This is a genomic window from Anthropogastromicrobium sp., assembly GCF_037349415.1.
GTDB classification, from domain to species: Bacteria; Bacillota; Clostridia; order Lachnospirales; family Lachnospiraceae; genus Anthropogastromicrobium; species Anthropogastromicrobium aceti.
In genome coordinates this window covers 101,830-119,854 of the sequence record NZ_JAXWCK010000034.1, presented here as the reverse complement: position 1 = coordinate 119,854, position 18,025 = coordinate 101,830, and the positions used below count along the sequence as shown (strand labels likewise).

At 43.6% G+C, this 18,025-nt stretch carries 16 protein-coding genes and 2 pseudogenes; all 18 read right to left on the bottom strand.

Annotation, left to right across the window (positions count from 1 at the left end; genetic code table 11):
- Positions 1-46: 46 nt before the first annotated feature.
- On the bottom strand, positions 47-622 hold the full coding sequence (locus WJP93_RS07845) for a recombinase family protein (protein WP_066556609.1): 576 nt from the start codon (positions 620-622) through the stop codon (positions 47-49).
- A gap of 161 nt (positions 623-783) precedes the next feature.
- Entirely contained in the window at positions 784-1,578 is a 795-nt protein-coding gene (locus tag WJP93_RS07840) for a DUF6036 family nucleotidyltransferase (protein ID WP_066556580.1), read from the bottom strand.
- Positions 1,568-1,945 carry a hypothetical protein gene (locus WJP93_RS07835; RefSeq protein ID WP_066556577.1) on the bottom strand — a complete coding sequence of 126 codons (378 nt, stop codon included), beginning with the start codon at positions 1,943-1,945 and terminating at the stop codon, positions 1,568-1,570. The genes WJP93_RS07840 and WJP93_RS07835 overlap by 11 nt, the downstream gene beginning before the upstream one ends.
- Before the next feature lie 97 nt (positions 1,946-2,042).
- The gene (locus tag WJP93_RS07830; protein WP_066556575.1) at positions 2,043-2,717 is read right to left on the bottom strand and encodes a 3'-5' exonuclease; all 675 of its coding nucleotides are present in this window, start codon (positions 2,715-2,717) and stop codon (positions 2,043-2,045) included.
- Positions 2,718-2,876: 159 nt separating this feature from the next.
- A pseudogene (locus WJP93_RS07825) lies at positions 2,877-7,607 on the bottom strand (SNF2-related protein); the annotation flags it as partial.
- Positions 7,608-9,245: 1,638 nt separating this feature from the next.
- Positions 9,246-9,464, bottom strand: a pseudogene (locus WJP93_RS07820) (ArdC family protein); the annotation flags it as partial.
- 129 nt (positions 9,465-9,593) lie between these two features.
- The gene (locus WJP93_RS07815; RefSeq protein WP_337547643.1) at positions 9,594-10,655 is read right to left on the bottom strand and encodes a zincin-like metallopeptidase domain-containing protein; all 1,062 of its coding nucleotides are present in this window, start codon (positions 10,653-10,655) and stop codon (positions 9,594-9,596) included.
- Complete coding sequence (locus tag WJP93_RS07810) at positions 10,655-10,795, bottom strand: hypothetical protein (RefSeq protein WP_156500728.1); 141 nt, start codon at positions 10,793-10,795, stop codon at positions 10,655-10,657. The genes WJP93_RS07815 and WJP93_RS07810 overlap by 1 nt, the downstream gene beginning before the upstream one ends.
- Before the next feature lie 19 nt (positions 10,796-10,814).
- Complete coding sequence (locus WJP93_RS07805; RefSeq protein WP_066557638.1) at positions 10,815-11,120, bottom strand: BlaI/MecI/CopY family transcriptional regulator; 306 nt, start codon at positions 11,118-11,120, stop codon at positions 10,815-10,817.
- Positions 11,121-11,134: 14 nt separating this feature from the next.
- A complete protein-coding gene (gene mobP2 / locus WJP93_RS07800) occupies positions 11,135-12,373 on the bottom strand; it encodes a MobP2 family relaxase (RefSeq protein ID WP_337547642.1) in 1,239 nt (412 codons plus the stop codon).
- 11 nt (positions 12,374-12,384) lie between these two features.
- On the bottom strand, positions 12,385-12,771 hold the full coding sequence (locus WJP93_RS07795) for a hypothetical protein (RefSeq protein ID WP_337547640.1): 387 nt from the start codon (positions 12,769-12,771) through the stop codon (positions 12,385-12,387).
- The gene (locus tag WJP93_RS07790; protein ID WP_066557630.1) at positions 12,768-13,079 is read right to left on the bottom strand and encodes a hypothetical protein; all 312 of its coding nucleotides are present in this window, start codon (positions 13,077-13,079) and stop codon (positions 12,768-12,770) included. The genes WJP93_RS07795 and WJP93_RS07790 overlap by 4 nt, the downstream gene beginning before the upstream one ends.
- 335 nt (positions 13,080-13,414) lie before the next feature.
- The gene (locus tag WJP93_RS07785) at positions 13,415-13,867 is read right to left on the bottom strand and encodes a hypothetical protein (protein WP_337547637.1); all 453 of its coding nucleotides are present in this window, start codon (positions 13,865-13,867) and stop codon (positions 13,415-13,417) included.
- A gap of 390 nt (positions 13,868-14,257) precedes the next feature.
- A complete protein-coding gene (locus WJP93_RS07780) occupies positions 14,258-14,863 on the bottom strand; it encodes a hypothetical protein (RefSeq protein WP_337547636.1) in 606 nt (201 codons plus the stop codon).
- A 39-nt stretch (positions 14,864-14,902) separates the two neighbouring features.
- On the bottom strand, positions 14,903-15,841 hold the full coding sequence (locus WJP93_RS07775; RefSeq protein WP_337547635.1) for a hypothetical protein: 939 nt from the start codon (positions 15,839-15,841) through the stop codon (positions 14,903-14,905).
- Positions 15,838-16,902: a hypothetical protein gene (locus WJP93_RS07770; protein ID WP_066562654.1), complete on the bottom strand. Its 1,065-nt coding sequence runs from the start codon at positions 16,900-16,902 to the stop codon at positions 15,838-15,840. Before WJP93_RS07770 ends, WJP93_RS07775 begins: the two co-directional genes overlap by 4 nt.
- Entirely contained in the window at positions 16,899-17,765 is an 867-nt protein-coding gene (locus tag WJP93_RS07765; protein ID WP_337547634.1) for a hypothetical protein, read from the bottom strand. The genes WJP93_RS07770 and WJP93_RS07765 overlap by 4 nt, the downstream gene beginning before the upstream one ends.
- A complete protein-coding gene (locus WJP93_RS07760; RefSeq protein ID WP_066562657.1) occupies positions 17,755-18,021 on the bottom strand; it encodes a hypothetical protein in 267 nt (88 codons plus the stop codon). The genes WJP93_RS07765 and WJP93_RS07760 overlap by 11 nt, the downstream gene beginning before the upstream one ends.
- Between the last annotated feature and the right edge of the window lie 4 nt (positions 18,022-18,025).

The following is an 18,025-nucleotide window of genomic DNA, read 5'->3' as shown; positions in this document are numbered from 1 at the left end:
GCCTTGCAGCTACCCTTTTGCCTACGGGCCGTAAAGCAACATCCTTTCAGGATTTTCCTTTATGACCCGTTTCCATCTCTTTAATCAGACGATCTACCGTCGGGCGACTAATCTCCAGCTGCCTTGCAATTTCAGATTTTGTAACTTTGTGATCCCGATACCTTCCATATAATAGTTCAAAGCTATCTGGCTGCTGAATACGCTTCCTCCCCTGATACCGCTTCTCTCTTTTTGCAATCGCGATTCCTTCCTTTTGTCGCTCCAGCAGAATTGATCGTTCAAATTCATTGATTGCTGCAATCATCGTCAGCATCAATTTTCCGGTTGCTGTTGCCGTGTCAATTTGTTCCTGGCAGCTTATCAACTGTATTTCTTTCTGCTGCATTCGCTGTACAAGCCGTAGCAAATCCTGCGTATTCCTTGCCAACCGTGAAAAATCATGAATATAAATGGTATCTCCGCTTCTGGCAAACTCCAACATTGCCTCCAACTGCGGGCGATTCGTATCTTTTGCTGATCGCTTCTCGCAGAACCATTTTTCTATCCGGTATTGTTTCAACGCTTCGCGTTGCCTCGCTTCATTCTGTTCTTCCGTACTGACACGCACATAAGCAATTCGCATTTCATACCTCCATTCAAAAAAGTGTAAAAATAAAGCCTTGATTTTTCCTGCAAACTGCATTTTTCAAAAAATCAGACTCTATTTTTACACTTATCTTTTACTTTTTAAGTGCAGAATAAGGTATACCCTATTCTGCATTAACTATATATTTTTACCATTCTTTACTGATCAAGCTCATCATCTGCTTCAATATCTTGTGCGTTTTCCTGCTTTTGATTTTTCAGCCAGTTCAACGTCTGATTTCGCTTTTGTTTCTTCTTAAAATCAGTTATAATACGCTCTACATTTTCCGAAGTTGTTGCGCCTGGATATTTACTTTCAAAGGAAATCAACAGTTCTTTATTATCCTGTTCTTCCTGACGAATTGCTCCATACGTTTTTTGATATTCACCATTTTGCATAATCTGCTGAATAAACAGCTGAGAGCTTGCTGATATCTGCTCCCAGCCTCCGTATAAATTCGTAACCGCTTGCGTAATCCGATCCATTGTAATCGGCTCTCCACGCTTTTCATGTTCCGCCAAAATACCTGCGATATCTGAACGATCATTCTTATACAAACGACCGGAACGCAACTTCATTGCAATTAAATATTCAGCCTGAACAGTTCTCACACTCAGGATACCGCCAAACGTCCGATAATAGGTAGAATACTGATCTAATTTTGGGGAATAGGATGCAGTTCGCATAAAATCCGTATTTAGCCACCCATTTTGCAAGTGGTATTGGTCTCCAACCGAGTTGATTGCGTCTTTCATCACTGATGCTGCATGAATAATTGCATCAATGTCTGTTGTCATTTCACGAAAACCATAATTTGCAATTACTGCTGCTCCACCTATTAAGATAAGCTCAGCTGGCATAGCTTTTCCGCCCATCTTTTTATATTCTTTTGCTACCGCTTTTAAATAATCATTTAAGTTTTCTCCCGTAAAGACAGAACTATCAGATGACATTTCTCACCTCACTCTCAACAATATTATGTCTTAAAAATTCAGGAATCGAATTTTTTACCGCTTCCTCTTTTATTTGATCATTTTTTAATACATTCGCCGTAACAATAACTCCTGCCGGATATACAAGTTTTTGTAACCGTTGCTGTCTCAGATCATCATACTCACTGCAAAGAGGCGCTCCAATCTCCCTGCTAATATAGTCTACCATTGCCAGCAGATAAAAGCACTCCAGATACCACTTTCGGTTATAATATTCCCGTATCATATCCTTTTCTAATGTTTCAATCAAAAAATCAATATCTCCGCTTTCTTTTAAGCGATGACACACATTGCTTTTAAAGAGTTCAAAATTGCAGCGCTTTTCCATATTCTGATCACCTTCCTTTATTGTTAGTATATCGACATCTTGTTATAAAATCAAGCCATTTAGTATGACAAATTTCTTAATTAACAGATTTATAATTTTACCATTCTTCTTCCTCATCAAACTCATCTTCAGAATCTTCCCAGAAGTAATCCTCGAACAGCTCTCTTTTATTTGAGTGCTGCATCTGATCAAAAATATATAAAGTTGCCCGGACATCTTCCAGACTATCATGCGCCCGAAAATGATACCCATAATATGCCGCAGCCGTACCCAGTTTCTGCCATTTGTAATCGCAGAAAAAATCATTCCACTCTCCATATTCACGAGCAAACGCCAGCATGACATCAAACTGCTTCTTTCCTATCGCCTGAATCCCCCATTCTTCCAAGAAATTCAGATCAAACTGATTATTATACGCAACCAGCAGGTCAGCAGCGGCAAAAATTCCCTTTACTTTTGGGATTAACTCATGTGGGTATGGTGCATTGGCAACCCGATCAGGTGTTATTCCATTCACACGCGCCGCTTCTGACCAGCTCTTTTTCCAATACGGATGTACCAATTCATTGATCAATACATTTCCCAATCCGTCAATAATTGAAATCTGAATAATTTCATCTTCTCCGGGATTCAATCCAGTTGTTTCCGTATCAAATATAATTGTTTTTGATGCGGACAACGAATAGGGCTGTGCGGGCAGCTGTGCCGCCTCCGCTAGCCGTTCTTTTCCTATTTTGATTGTATAAGCATCTGCATCTTGACTACGTTTCATAGCTCTCTCCTTTTCTCAGAAATCAATGTCTTCATCTGCATCTTCCTCTTTTTCATCCTTTTGACGGCGAAAACGAGAAAATCTTGATTGACGAATTCCTGTTGGTTTTGATATTTTCATAGTAGTTTTTTCATTATCTTCATTTTCCTGTGGCTCTCGTCCGGCATCTACATCAAGTTCCACTGCCAGTTCTTCCAGACGCTTTGTTTTTTCTCTCAGCTCATCTTCCTGCGGAAATGGTGTATTCAACTGTTTCTGCGCATCCTCTCTCTGCTGATACAATGCTTCCAACTTACCTCTCTCCAGAATCATTCGTTCTGGAAGCTTATTCAGCGCGGAATCCAAACGTTTTAAGTTTAGGGCTGGAACATCCGATAATTCAAATGGATGACTCAGCTTTCCTTTCACAGCAATCTGGATCTCTGCCGTGATCACATTGACATATCCTTCCAGCTCAAATCCACGATACGAGCCAATCCGTATTGACCTGGTATCCTTACAGGTTTTTCCTGCTTCTAAAAAAGCCTTTGCTGCTTCTTTCTGATCGGTGTACACTTTCCCCAAAATCTCCAGAAAGATGGTGTTCTCAGCAAATGGTGGATACTGCTCTGTTGTTTTTATGTCCGCATCCAGTTTTTGAATGATTCCTTCTTTTTCCCGGATTTGTTCCGGGAATGTCTTAAGCAGCTGATCTTCTAACCGATACTGCATCGACTGATGCTCCGCTTTCAGCATCCGCAATCTTGCAATATCCACTTCCAAATCCATTTTCTCTTTAATGCGATCATCGCCTGCACACAAGGCTTTGACCTCCGCATACGTCAGCACCTGCTCATCCACATCTTCACAGGAACGAACTGGCGATTTACTCGTCATAATCTGCGAAATAAATTTTTGCTTGTTTTCAAGCGTTTGCCATAAGTACGAATCGAATGTTCCCTCAGTAACATAATTATAGACTTGTACAACCGGATTCCTATTTCCTTGGCGGATAATCCTACCATTTCGTTGTATCATGTCTGCCGGACGCCATCCCACATCCAAGTGATGTATCGCAATCAGACGTTCTTGTACATTCGTTCCTGCCCCCATCTTCTGGGTACTCCCCAGTAGAATCCGTACTTGTCCATCATTGACTTTGGAAAAGAGGTTTTTCTTTTTGATCTCTGTATCTGCATCATGAATATACGCAATTTCCATCTCCGGTATCCCTGCTGCAATTAGTTTTCCCTTTACATCATCATAGATATTAAAAGTATTCGGTTTTGGCACACTGTTGTCGCAAAAGATCAGCTGTGTGAGTCGTTTTTCTTTTCCTTCTTCCCAAATTCGTAAAACATTACCGACACAGAGATTTACCTTGCTGGCTGTATCATCCGATAAAAGTGGGTTCATTAAGCGCTGATCCAGTCCAATTTTTCGTCCATCCGATGTGATTTTCAGCATGTTATCTATGGTTGGGTCTACTGCACCATTATGCACAGCTGCCGCTCTCTCTGATAATTCAGCAACCATCTTTTTCTGTAGCTCAGACGGCTGCGCCACAATCGTCTTTGTCTCTACTTCTGGTACTGGAAGATTTAATTGATCTTTCGTCTTTATGTCCGCTGTTTGTTTAAACAGATTCATCAATTCTGGCAAATTAAAAAATTTAGCAAAGCGGGTCTTCTGGCGATAGCCAGTTCCCTCCGGAGCTAATTCGCTTGCTGTCACTGTTTCACCAAAAGTAGATGCCCATGCATCAAACTGAGTCAGTCCACGCTCCTGAAGCGCATCATACTGAAGATAACGCATCATTGTATACAACTCTGTCATACTATTCGAAATTGGCGTTCCAGTTGCAAATATGATTCCTTTTCCACCAGTCAGTTCATCCATATATCGACATTTCATATACATATCTGTGGACTTCTGTGCTTCGGATGTTGACAGTCCAGCTATATTTCTCATTTTGGTATATAAAAAAAGGTTCTTGTATGCATGTGCTTCATCAACAAACAGTCGATCAACTCCAAGCTGCTCAAAGGTAACAATATCATCCTTGCGTTCCTGAGCCTGCAACTTTTCCAGTCTAATCTTCAATGATTTTCTTGTCTTTTCCATTTGCTTGACTGTAAAAGACTGATCGCGCTCATTCATTGATTCCCGCAGTGCATTTTCAATTTCATCCAGTTGTTTTTGCAGCAACCGTTCCTGACGCTCAATCGAAACTGGAATTCGTTCAAACTGGCTATGTCCAATGATGATCGCATCATAATCACCCGTTGCAATTCGCGCACAAAATTTTTTTCGATTCGCTGTCTCAAAATCTTTTTTACTGGCCACTAACAAATTCGCTGCCGGATACAATTTTAAGAAATCATTTGCCCATTGAAGAGTCAGGTGATTGGGAACTACAAATAAGCTTTTCTGGCATAACCCCAACCGCTTACTTTCCATTGCAGCTGCAACCATCGTATACGTTTTTCCGGCTCCAACCTCATGAGCCAAAAGTGTATTTCCGCCGTACAAAATATGAGCAATAGCATTCTTTTGATGGGTACGCAGCTGAATTGCAGGATTCATCCCATGAAATCGGATATGTTCTCCTGAAAATTCCGCAGGGCGCAAGTTATTAAATCTTTCGTTATATACCTGTTCCAGACGTTGACGTCTTTGCGGATCTTTCCAAATCCATCCAGCAAATGCCTCTTTGATTGCTGCCTGTTTCTGCTGTGCCAGCATGGTTTCCCTCGGATTTACAACACTTCTGGTTGTTCCCTCAGCATCCGTAACCCGATCATATACCGTCACAGTTCTCAGATTTAATGTTTGCTCCAGAATCGCATATGCGCCCATACGCGCTGTTCCATAGCGATTATACACACTAACATCATTTTCAAGCGCAAACGTTTTTCCGCTGATCTGCCATTCACCCGTCACCGCTGCAAATGTTAACTTGATTCTCTGCCGCTGATAATACGGCGTATGGAATGTCTCATACATAAATGCTTCAATATACTCCGCATCAATCCAGGTTGCTCCCAGTCGCACATCAATCTCAGATGCCGTCAGATTTTTTGGCTGTGCTTCCTGTAAAGCCCGTACATTTTCTTCATATCTGACATCACGTTGAGCCGCCAGCTGCGCCATCCGAAGCTTATCCCTGACATTTCCACTTAAATACTCATCTGCCGTTTTCCATGCCCGCTGTTCCTCTTTCTCCTGCGGATCACGAAAAATAACACCGCTCAACTCTCTTGTAATTTGCTCTTGTTCCGCTTCTCCTCCTTTTCCCAGAAGATCAGCCATGTATGGCAAATCCACATGACCTTTTTCACCAATTGAGACAGCCAACGCATCCGCAGGTGTTTCCACAAATGTTATTTCTTGTTGTGCGCGGATCGTTCTCTTTGTAAATATATCTGCCTTTGATCGTAGATTTCCATCTTTGTCCAAATTTTCAAGCGAACATAGTAGGAAATAAGACGAATCGCCATCCATCATTAAGGCATTTTGTCTGGAGTTTATCAGTCCATATCTTTTTGAAAACAGATTATATTCAATACCCAGCTTTCTTTGGGCGCGTTGAATTTCCTCATCTGTAGCATCCTCAACCTGAAGCTGTATCACCTGATTTAATGCATCCCTGATTTTCAGCAATCCCTTCGTCCGGTCTCTTGCTGCATCAGAACGGTCAATTTTTCGCATCGTTGAATTTTCCCGATAATATACTTCACCATCTACTAACGTGTATGAAAAATTGCGCACGGATGGGTCTGCGGGAAGAACTGCATTTTGTTGTCGCCTGTCCGAAACGGACACACTTCTAGGTTCTGGCTGCGCCGTTGGTTCATAAGGCTCATAATGTCCTTGAATCTTCGTGACTGCACTCAAAAGCAACTTTGATAAGTCTTGATTCTGGTCAGCTTTTACGGTATATTCCTTTCCAAATTGGGTACTTTGCTCCTCCAATGTACCCAAGATCATTTCCGGATGATCAAGAAAATAAGTATTGATCGCATATCCTTTATCAGTCTGGCCCAGATAAATCCAATCATCTTCCGTCTCCACAATATGTTCCCGCTTCTGAAGGAAAAGAATGTCTGCTACCACTTCTGCTCCCGCATTGGCCCGAAAAGCATGATCCGGCAAGCGGATCGCCCCCAGAAGTTTTGCACGTTGTGCCAGATACCGTCTGGCGGATGGATTTTTGGAATCCATTGTATAATGGCTGGTTACATATGCAATAATTCCCCCAGGACGTATTTGATCGAGTGATTTTGCGAAGAAATAATTATGGATCGAAAATCCCAGCCGATTGTACGCACGATCATTGACCTTATAATTTCCAAATGGGACATTGCCGACTGCTACATCGTAAAAATCACGCTGATTCGTGGTTTCAAAGCCCGCTACCGTAATATTCGCCATTGGATACAGTTTTTGTGCAATGCGGCCACTAATGGAATCCAATTCAATTCCATACAAACGGCTACCCAACAGAGTCGTTGGCAGCATTCCAAAAAAGTTTCCAACTCCCATTGCCGGTTCCAGAATATTTCCTCCTTGAAAGCCCATCCGTTCCAGCGCCGCATAAATTCCCCGGATAATCGCCGGACTGGTAAAGTGCGCATTCAGTGTGCTTGCTCGTGCCGCTATGTACTCTTCTTCTGTCAGCGTTTCTTTTAATTCCTGATACTCATTTGCCCATTGTGCTCGTTTCTCATCAAACGCCTCCGGAATACCTCCCCAGCCGACATATTTCGACAGAATTTCCTGTTCCTGCCAAGTTGCATTCCGTTCTTCTGTTTCCAGTTTCTTCAACATATGAATGGCATCCATATTAGCGCGAAATTTCTGCTTCGGACTGCCCTCTCCTAAATGTTCATCAGAGATGCGGAAATTGATTCCCGAGATACTATCAAGAATCGGTTTCTCTGGCTCTGAAAAAGCAATCGGCTTTTCATCGGCGTTCTGCCCAGACAAGATCGGTTCCTGTTCGACTGCCCCATTTTGTTTTGTGTCCGATTCGGACACAGGCTCCTTTTCGCTTTGAGGTTCTATCAGAGATTCCTGCATTTCCTCTTCATCCAGATTTTCATCTAGCTCTATCTCATCATTTATTTCTGCATCCTCATCCGCCGTCTCTTCTGCTACAGGCTCAACTTCCACTTTCTCTGACTCTAAAAAGTATTGATCGTTCTCGATAAGCTGTCCGATTCTTTTTTCAACTTGCAGCCAGGACAACTTCACAACAGAATTATCCTCATCGTGAAATTTCTTAATAGAAAGACCTCTCGCATTCCAATCCACCCAGCCAGTAACTCCCTCTTCAAACTGAAATGTCCAGCCTCCAATCCCATATTCCTCTTTCAAAAACGCAGCTCGTTTTGCTGCATCCGATTCTTTTTGATAAAAAGCGGCAATGCGAATTTTTCCACCCTCAAATCCAGATCCTCGCTGAAGAATCCGTACAAGCTCCGATTCCGGGATAACAAAAGCAGCCGGTGTCTCTCCGGCTGCTTGCTCTGTCTGTTCTATTTGTATTTCTTCATGTTCTGCTTTTGGTGTGTCCGAATCGGACACATTCTCCCGATCAGTCGGACGAATCTCAAAATAATCGGATAGCGTTAACTGTACACCAGTTCCGTCAGAATAATTTCCTCCACCTGATGGTGGCAGGATTCCATCAGTCCCACCCATTTGAGCTGATCTTTCTGTTTCAGTTCCTCGGTCACTCCCGCGTCCTTGAGCAGTTGCGGTAATACCTGTTCCTTGATCCGATCCGCTGCTTCGTCCACCTTCACCATCTCCTGAAACAGTGTTCCATTCGCTACCAGACTCTCGTATACCTGAAGGTTGTTCTCCTTCAGATAATTTTTCCGCATCATCCCGTACTTCCGTAACTCCGGCTGATTCTCTTCTTTCTCCGGGAGTCCGATGTTCGGAACCAGGAAATCTCCCTCCTGACGATATGTGATCCGTTTCCGAATATCTTCCATTGTCATTTCTTTCATGTTCATTACCCCTTTCTCTTACTTGTTCTCTCTGAACCGTTCGGACAAGTCGGGCTGTCCAACTCAAAATCGCTGAAGCCGCATTTCCAACTCCACTAAACGTCTCCATGTCCAGCTGATTCATGCATGAGAAGTCCAACGATTCTGCTTCCTGCGAGAATCCATACTTTTCCAAAAGCAAATACATTGCACTCGTTGCAGTTGCAATATAATAAGCAGGTATCTCAGTACTTTCGGACTGTGCTGCTGCCTGATCTGGTGACAGATTATAATATTCCTGTGTCATCGACAACGCAATCTGCGACAGTGTATGTTCCAGGTCACCATCCCAACGGGCAGAATCGGCAGCATATGCCGAATTTTCCCTGCTATATGCCGCATTCAGTTTACGGGCAAGTTCCTCTCTTTGCTCTGGTAAAATGGGTTTTGGACGATATTCAAACTCCTGATCTGGCCCAGTTGCTGTCACATCAAAAATATGACGCAGCTTACCGCGCTTTCCCGTTTCATCCAGCAGGACTATACTATGTTCTCCTTTTCGGACATATCGTCCAATCTTCTTCCACTGATCGAATGTGGCACAAGCGGTTGCTTTTGGATTCTGCACATAAATCAATATCTGATCAAAGAATTGATAATGTGTAAACTGTGTGGCAAATTTTAAAAATCCTTTCCACAGTGTTGTATCTTTTCGCAGCACTTCTTTACTGTCTTCCAACAGCTGATTATATTCTTCTATCCTTTGCATGGCACTCCTTTCCTTCTGAAAGCTTTGCCTTGCAGCCTAATTGTATATTATCTGATACAGGTTGTCAAGTGGCTACTTGCATTTTCTTCCAGATTGAGCAATCATTTTCGTGTCCGATTCGGCCACAAATCAATATTCCATTTCTTCCTGCTGTTCGTTTTCCAATTCCTTTTTCCTATGAAAACATCTCTTCTTCTGTGCTTCTGGTGATCTTTTTTCTTCCTTTGGCGTTAAATCCCCTTGTGCTTTCAGTGGCTCCACAGTCTGTTTTACGTTTTTCGTATTTTCAAGATATGCTCCGTATTGCGCCATTAAAAAATCCGATGCTTTTGCTGCATCTGCACTCGCCTGAAACAGCACATTCGGGTTATCCTTCAGTAGACTCATCCAGTTCTGCAAATACGCCGCATGGTTTGTAAATTGCTTTGAGCCAATCTGAACACCCAAATCAGCCTGTACAAATACCGCCGAAAGCTCTGCGACGAGTTCCTCTTTCGCATACGACGTACTTCCAAAGCCACCGCTTATATCCCGTGCCAGCCGGGACGGATGCCCCGTACTGTGTCCCATTTCATGGATTGCGGTTCCTAAAAATTCTCCTGCGGAATAAAAATAATCCCGTGCAGGAAGATGAATCTCATCCCGCGCAGGACTATAATATGCTTCCGTTTCGTTTGCTCCTTCGATTACCGAACACACCGAAGACTTCACAAACTGATCAGCCAGTGCCAACTGTTCATCTCTCGAAAGCGGCTCTTTCTTTTCCTTTTCCGGTATTCCGTCAACCTGATCGGCATTGAACAGAATAAAATAATTTACTTTCGGATGTTCCAATTCCTCATAAACCGTTTCCTTCTCACCAGTAACGGGATCTTCAATTACCTTTTTCTCTTCAAAAATCCATTTTTCACATAATGTTCCCTTCTCACCGCTTTTTATTTTCCATCCCTTGTCTTTCGCCTGGTTAAATGTCACCCAGCGGTTATCCTGAAACTGTCCAAAATGGGATGCAAGCATTAAGCGCAGTCGGTTATTTCCCTTATAGACCGCTTTTGTCACTGGATTATACGGTCTGGTTCCGGTTGTTTTCCATCCTTTCATCCACGGCAGCTCGCCCTGTTCCATTTCTGCAAGCAGTTGTTTTGTCAGTTCTTTTCTGGTTTCTATTACCCGATTATACGCACTTCCCATCACATATCCTCCGTAACAGGGTCAGATTCCTCCTCAAGCTGTTCTTCTGCGATATCGTTTCCCTGATCTGCATAACGTTCTTTTTGCAGCTTACGGATTTGCGGATCGTACTTTACGTTCTGCTGTTCCATTTGTTTCATCTTCGCTCCCTTCTTTCCATTAGATTACACGCATAATTCCGTTTAAATTCCAGCGTTTCTGAAATTCACGCAATTCATGCTTGTAATAATCCTCTTTTGTAACAATCGGATGATACAGCACCTGTCGCTTCTGCTCCACCGTTTTGTACAAATATTTCATTTCCACCAACCGATTTACATAAATCAGTGTCGTGGATCGGCTCTGCGGAGTTTCTCCATGCGCCCACCGGGTCTGCAATTCTTTCATTTTCAGTGGCTCATCCGCCTCCCAAAAACATTGCATCATTTCAAATTCCCGTTGCGATAATGTCTGTAATGCCTGCATTTCTTTCTCCTTTTTTATTCCGGCCCATTTTCCAGCCAGACGGCTTCATGGACATGCGCCTCTTCCTCTTGTAATTGTTGTTGCTGATTCCATTGTGCCTGACGTTGTGCGCGATCATACGCAGCCAGATTTTTGTAGTGGCGATAGCTATCCTCAAAATAACGTCCCAACCTTCGGATACGAAAATGAGGAATCCGGTATCCTCGTTTCTGGTATTTTAAAGATTGTTCCATCCGATTGGCTTTTCTCTTCTCCTGCTCTGCACTTCGCAGCGTTTGCAACACAGCATTTCCACATCGCTTGTATAAATCCTTTTCCTGATTCATTCGATAGGTTTGCCTTCGTGCATTTTTTCCATATGCGCGCTCCTGTTGCTTTTCCAGTGTGTCCCAAGTTTCCTGAATCGCACTCCAATCCTCTGGATGTACCTGCTGTAGCCAACGATCTGTGATCGCATCAATATCCTTTCGGTATGGTGCCATATCCGAAAGTCCATACTTCCATTTCTGAAAATCAGGCACTTCCTGCTCCAACTTCGCAAACAGCTTCTCCAGATCATCCTGAAGAACCATTTCTTCCCCACCCTGTTCCCGAAGTGACTTTACAATACTTTGCCGAATTAGTTCATTTAGCTGTTTCATTACCTGATCGAGATCCAGCAGTTCATTCACAGCAGCAGATTTTGCAGCGCGTAAAGAACGAATGCCCCATGTTCCTTTGGGTTCCCCAGCATATTTGCCATCTGGCACTCGTTCTCGTTGTCCAACCGGATCTACAATCGCCACGTGAACGTGTATGTTATCGGTATTATAATGTACCGCTGCCGTCCAAGATGCCAGCGTCAGTTGTTCCTTGTCCAGCAGCGTCTTCATAAATACCCGCGTCATTCCCCGTACACGGCTCTCATCCAGTGTCTGCGATGTCGGGTCATAAATTTCCAGTTCTTCCAGCCATTGATTATCAAAGCTGAGAACGGTCTGCCAGAGCAGCGAACCATTTTCCTGTGCCTGTCGGAATTGCTGCTTATAGATCTGTGCAGTGTCCTCCGATAACCGATCATAGTCCATGCTGAAAAGTCCGGTTGTTTTCTCCGGGTTTCCCATGTAGTTCTCCGAATAGGCACTATAATCAGGATGGATTTCGCCGCCATGTACCGCCTCATCCCGATCCATGTAATTGATGTAAGAAGCATATACCGCAGATCCCGGACGTACAAATTTTGTGACTGCTACCAGTCCCGGTGTCTTTTCCATGAGGTTCCATCCTATTTCTGCTTAAAATCTTTTGCCTGTTTGAAACGGGCAATCCGGTCTTTGACGGTCTTTTTGGCCTCTTCTACCGTTGGATGTAACATTTGTTCCGTAGAGCGGTACTCATCAGCCCGAAGCTGCCAACATAATGTATTTAAGACTTCCAGCAAAACCTGTCCATTCTCATCAGCACCATTGCTTGCCAATCGAATACGGGTCATTTGCTTTCGATTTTCTTCCCGCAGCTTTTCATTCTCTTCCTGTAGATGCGGATATTCCCGAATCAGGTAACTGATCGTTTGGGAAAAATTCGACAACCCATATTTCTCCTGAATGTTCTGAATGACAAGCAATTCCTCATCCGACAACCGGACGCCTTTAAATGTCTTTTCCACACTCATACAATCGCTCCTTCCGATTCCTCTGACCAGGATTCCTTTTCAAGAAGTCCATCTTCCAGTCTGCAACAGGATTCTTCAACCTGCTCCATTCCCGCAATCAAAAGACTAAGCTGTTTTTGCTGGCCTTCCAGACACTGAAACAGCTTTTGCAGCTGCTGCTCATATTTGCTTCCCAGCGCCCGGTCATCATAGGCAATCCGCTCCAAGCATTGACGCAGATATTCCTCTCTGCTCAGATCATGTTTTTTTGCACTGGTTTCCAGTGCCTTTACCACATTGCTGTTAATGCCACGAATACAGATATCCACTTTTGTTTCCTTTCTTTGTTGCCTTTTTTTGCGCCACGTGTCCGATTCGGACACGATTCAGGCGAAACCTTTTTTACCGCTTTGCGGTCAAAACTGCGTGTTTTCATCTTCCACCCGATTTCCGTGTGGAAGATGAAAAGAGCATAAGAGGTTTTGATATCACCCTGCGGCTGATAGTAGGCAAAGCCTACAAAACCTTGATATCATTTTTGCCCCTGTTATTTTACGCCTGTTTAACATAAAATCGCTCAAAATCTTGATGTTTCTTATGAAACGCAATTTTTGTTTTACAAATGTTTAACGCAAAAAAGCGGTCATTTTTGCATAGTTCCTGTCTATTTCTTCTTTTGCCAAGCAAACAGTCCACTTTCTTTTTCCTCCGTTGCTGGACTCTTTAACGGGGTTCCATTCACCGACTGCTCGATCTTCTGTAGACGCTCCTGAATTGAGCGCAGCAGTTCATTCTTTTTGTGTTCCGCCTCCAATTCCTCTTCCAACTGGCGGATTCGAGCATTTTTTTCTTCTAATTCTCTGCGAATCATTTCCACCAGTTTTGTTACCTGGTTTTCTTTTTCCACCAATAATTCCTCCAGTTCCTTTATTTTCGGTTCTTTTTCTGGATACTGCCAGCGGATTACCCGCTCTCCTTCTTCCGTAATATACTTTGTATTTCCTTTCATAGTCAGAAACGGAGTTATCCAACTGCGCAGCGGTTCCCTTTGCAGCTGCTTTCTTAATGTTGCGTATGGAACCTCCAGTTCAGTCGCCATTTCCTGTATTGTTTTCAACTTTCTCTCTCACTTTTCCCTGCCATTTTGCCCCATACTTTCTGCAAAATCACATGCGGATTTTGTCCCAACGGCAGTTATTTTTTTGTCCCAATCCTGTTCCTGAAAAAGCGATTGTTTGGGACATATACTGGGACAAAAAACAAGCTCTGTAAGACTACATTTTTTGTCCCAGTCTTTCTTCAAACTTTGTCCCAAACAGAAACAAACTTTCTTTCTATTTCAAGATATTCGGATAGGTTCGATTGTCCCAATTTCAGGCAGAAAACTGTCCCAAAAGAATTTATTTCCCTGCTTGCTTTGGGACATACACTGGGACAAAAAAGCAGGCGAATTTCTCCTGCATTTTTGTCCCAATCACAGTTATTTTTTTGTCTCAATCCCATGCGGTTAATCCGCATGGAAATAAATCGCTGTCATCGTCTCAATATCAGTAATCTGGGCAGCAGTTCCGTCTGTTTCCACGGTTGCCGCCAGCATATAGCTCTGATCATTGGCTTCTCCATTTTCGATTTCCCGAATTGTAAAAATGGCAAATGCATGGTATTGGCTATCCTCATCTTCCAGCTCTGTACAATCGCCCTGGTAATAAAATAATTCTCGTTCTGCCTCGTTATAATCCCGACTGTCCGACAATAATTCTATCGTTCTCCATGCATCTTCCGATACATACTCTTCACAGCCGGACAAAAGCGCCTCCCGGCTGTCCGGCAAAAGAAAATAGGCATTCAGAAATGCTGTTATCAGATCATTGACCTGTGTACGTTCTTCCTGTTCCTGCTCTGCCAACTCCGCTCTGGATATCGCCGCCGAATAATCTGCCCGCAATGCGTTGAGTTCCTCAGTATCCGTCCACTGTCCAGCAGATTCCAGTTTTTCTACTGTTTTCAGTTCCTGGACATATAATCCGGCAAAACACAATGTCGCTGCACAGGATACCGTCAGCAGACCCAACATCCGCTTTCGATCTGTTTTTTGTCTGGATTCTTCTTCCATACCTCATCCTTTCTTTTGTGTCCGAATCGGACACGTTTCTTATCGCTCCCAGTCTTCCTCTTCTTCCGGTTCCTCCCGTTTCTGTTTGACATGATGTTGTGCTGAAGAAAACTGCGTACCAGCCTCCCTCGGATGCTCCTGACGAAACACCTTCAGAATTTCTTCATGCAGCCGACCGTCTGAAAGCTCTGCTGCCAGATTATGCCATTGCTTGTTTTCATTACTTCCGCTTGCCTGTGCTGGATACATACAGGATAATCTTCCATCACTGCCACGGCGTATCCGTATCTGATGGACCTTCAAATCCTGCCCTGCCTGCATATCTGCATATCCAATCACAGTTCCTTCTGCTACTGATTTCGTCTGTACTTGAAATGCAGCACGATCAGCAAGATAGGAAACCCGGCATTGATCTTTTCCCTCATGTTCCATTTGCTGGTAGGCTCGCAATACAGCTGCCTGCAGCTGCTGTCCCACTGTAATCAAATCCATTCGTCCTCCACCCGGAACAAAATAAACTGGCACACTTAAACGGACACCTCCGCGTACCCTGCTTGCTACATATAATCCTTCTACTTTCAGATTGTTTCCCCACGTGATCGTTACATCTGCTTTTCGCGTTTTCAACTCGTGACGTGTGATCTGAATCTGGTAATCTCTGCGCTCCAATGGGCGGTCGGTAATATCTGGCTTCAGCAATTCATCCGATTCCTGATCCAACGAATGCTGTTCCATTTCCTGAGTCACAAGTTTCCTTCCATACTTCATGGTGATCTCCGAAAAAAGCTGAAATAATTCTTCGTTTGTCAGCTCAGCCTTAATTTCTTGCCCATCAATCCCGGTTCCTGTCACTGTGTAACCACTCATCTGCTGATCATTGCATCCAGCCCGAATGATCTTCGCTGCATAGGAAAACCAGGCATATTCCTTTTCTTTTTCCGAAAGTGTCAGCTGCACTCTCGAATATTGCGTAATCATAGCGCTCTCCTTGTCCGTTTATGTGCTGATTTTTTCTTTCTGTTTTCTTTTTTTCGTTTGGTTTCCTCTTCTGGGAACAGTCGGCGATACCCAAGCGCAAGATCTTCTTGATCTCTTGCAAACATATCTGGAATATATCCAGCAAATAATGGCATCTGGAAAAATGCTCCACTGACTGCCTCTACATCGGATATGTCAGCAAACGAAAGAATATACGCCGCATCTTTACACAGTGCATTTGCAAGCACATACTTTGTGTGCGTCCACTCCTGTGGCTTCGTCCCTGCAACAATCACACGCTGCATCCGTTCATCGAAAAATAAAGAAGCAGCAAACTGTTCTCGTTCAATGCTTCCAAAATCCAATACAAAATGCTCATAATTCATCTTCAGCATTTCTTGCATCGTTTTCCCGGTGTACATCGGAATCCCTGCATAGGTAATGCAGTCTCCGCTCTCTGCCGCATACTGATATGTTTCAAATAACTTCTGAGGAAAAAAATCTCCCGTTTCTTCCACGTAACATACTCGTTTCCCACAATCTGCAAGATATCCTGCATACTGAATTGCCTGTGTCGTTGTTCCAATCCTCGTCTGCGCACCAGCAAATGCCGTAAAATGAAGCTCTCGCGGCAACTCTGTATCACTCAATTCCCGATCCAGACGATCTGCATTGCTTTCATAAAAGTTCGTAAGGCACCGGGCAAACTTCTCTTTCTTTGCTCCATATGTCGAATCCAATACGAAATTAACATATCCCGCTTTGCGCAGTGCATCAATCACTGGCGTATTTTTGCCCATTCCAGCCGCAAGAAAAATTATCTTTTTCCCATCTCTTGACTGCTGGATGCTGTCAATCACCTCTACAATTTCAAGTGGATCATCATTTAATGGCAGCAGATCATACACCGCAATCTCTGCCTGAGATTCCAAAACCGGATTGATCGTTTTTTCAATCTGATCATATTCTCCTGCCTGAATTATCTCATATTCTTTTTCCTGAAGCACCTCAACAATATAACCGGAATCTTCCTTCAGGCTTCCGACAAATACACATTTCATTTCGTTTCCTCGCTTTCCTGCTCTTTTGTGTCCGATTCGGACACAGACGCTGGTTCTGATTGGCGTTCAAAGTCCTCCAACTCCGATGATTCCAGCAGTTGCTTTTGTTTCTCCTGTTCATCAACCAACTCGGTAATTTGTTCAGTTGCTGCCTGCTGCTTTTCCTGGCATTCTGCAATCTCTTTTTTCCATGTTTCGATACTGTTCTCTGCATCAGTGCGCTGCTGTCTTGACAAATACGGCATACGTTCTGATGTCTGCGTAATCTGCACCTGATACGCTGCGATCTGCTCATCCAGCTCTTGAATCTGCGCTTTTTCCGCTGCAATTTCCTGTTCCAATACTTCAATATTCCGTTGGATTCTAGCCTGATAATACCCAGTCAGATCTGGATAAAAATGCAGACGGTTCACCTGCTCAACCTGATCTATATTGGTATATAATCGCCGTGTCTGCCCCTCCACCATCACACGAAGCGAAATTGCCTGAAAATCCTCTGGCACGGAAGAAAGCTTCAACACATATGTTCCCGATTGAGCCAGTTTCACTTCAACAGGTATGGGATCTCTTGCCTTATCCACCGCGTAAAATGTAACTTCCGAACGGATACCATCCAAATCAAGCTCAACCAACATTGCTTCCTGCTCCGGTGCATATGCCCAGTACACCACCGATACCATACATGTGGTTTCCCCAATTTCCTGCTGGATTCCAAGTGGGGTGTACTCCATGGATTTTTTCTGCCCTGGAAACCACAGTGCAGAAGACAGAAACAAAACATAACCGATAAAGGCAATGCCGGTTGCTGCCAGATACCGATTTCGCTTTCCGGCATGTGCCAGTCGAACCACCTTATAACTCATATGCATTCTCCTTTGTCCGTTCCTTTTTTGGACGGATGGTTGGTACGCAGTCCTCCATCCGGCAGGTATACACCGGAATATGCAGATTTTTTCCGATCATTTGGTATGGATTTTTTTGCTTCATCAGCTTTTCGGATACCCAGATTTCTTCCGCCGCGGATAAAAACTTCGTAAAATATATCCCCTTCGGCGGTTGGATTCCATCAATTTCCTCCTGCGTAATCACCAGGAATACTCGTTTTTGCTCTCCCTCCATTGCC

Coding starts and splice junctions, on each gene's coding strand:
- WJP93_RS07805 (WP_066557638.1), bottom strand. CDS start 11,120: ATGCAGGCATTACAGACATTATCGCAACGGGAATTTGAAATGATGCAA.
- WJP93_RS07815 (WP_337547643.1), bottom strand. CDS start 10,655: ATGGGAAGTGCGTATAATCGGGTAATAGAAACCAGAAAAGAACTGACA.
- mobP2 (WP_337547642.1), bottom strand. CDS start 12,373: ATGGAAAAGACACCGGGACTGGTAGCAGTCACAAAATTTGTACGTCCG.
- WJP93_RS07775 (WP_337547635.1), bottom strand. CDS start 15,841: ATGATTACGCAATATTCGAGAGTGCAGCTGACACTTTCGGAAAAAGAA.
- WJP93_RS07845 (WP_066556609.1), bottom strand. CDS start 622: ATGCGAATTGCTTATGTGCGTGTCAGTACGGAAGAACAGAATGAAGCG.
- WJP93_RS07780 (WP_337547636.1), bottom strand. CDS start 14,863: ATGGAAGAAGAATCCAGACAAAAAACAGATCGAAAGCGGATGTTGGGT.
- WJP93_RS07835 (WP_066556577.1), bottom strand. CDS start 1,945: ATGGAAAAGCGCTGCAATTTTGAACTCTTTAAAAGCAATGTGTGTCAT.
- WJP93_RS07830 (WP_066556575.1), bottom strand. CDS start 2,717: ATGAAACGTAGTCAAGATGCAGATGCTTATACAATCAAAATAGGAAAA.
- WJP93_RS07840 (WP_066556580.1), bottom strand. CDS start 1,578: ATGTCATCTGATAGTTCTGTCTTTACGGGAGAAAACTTAAATGATTAT.
- WJP93_RS07810 (WP_156500728.1), bottom strand. CDS start 10,795: ATGAAACAAATGGAACAGCAGAACGTAAAGTACGATCCGCAAATCCGT.
- WJP93_RS07760 (WP_066562657.1), bottom strand. CDS start 18,021: ATGGAGGGAGAGCAAAAACGAGTATTCCTGGTGATTACGCAGGAGGAA.
- WJP93_RS07795 (WP_337547640.1), bottom strand. CDS start 12,771: ATGAGTGTGGAAAAGACATTTAAAGGCGTCCGGTTGTCGGATGAGGAA.
- WJP93_RS07770 (WP_066562654.1), bottom strand. CDS start 16,902: ATGAAATGTGTATTTGTCGGAAGCCTGAAGGAAGATTCCGGTTATATT.
- WJP93_RS07765 (WP_337547634.1), bottom strand. CDS start 17,765: ATGAGTTATAAGGTGGTTCGACTGGCACATGCCGGAAAGCGAAATCGG.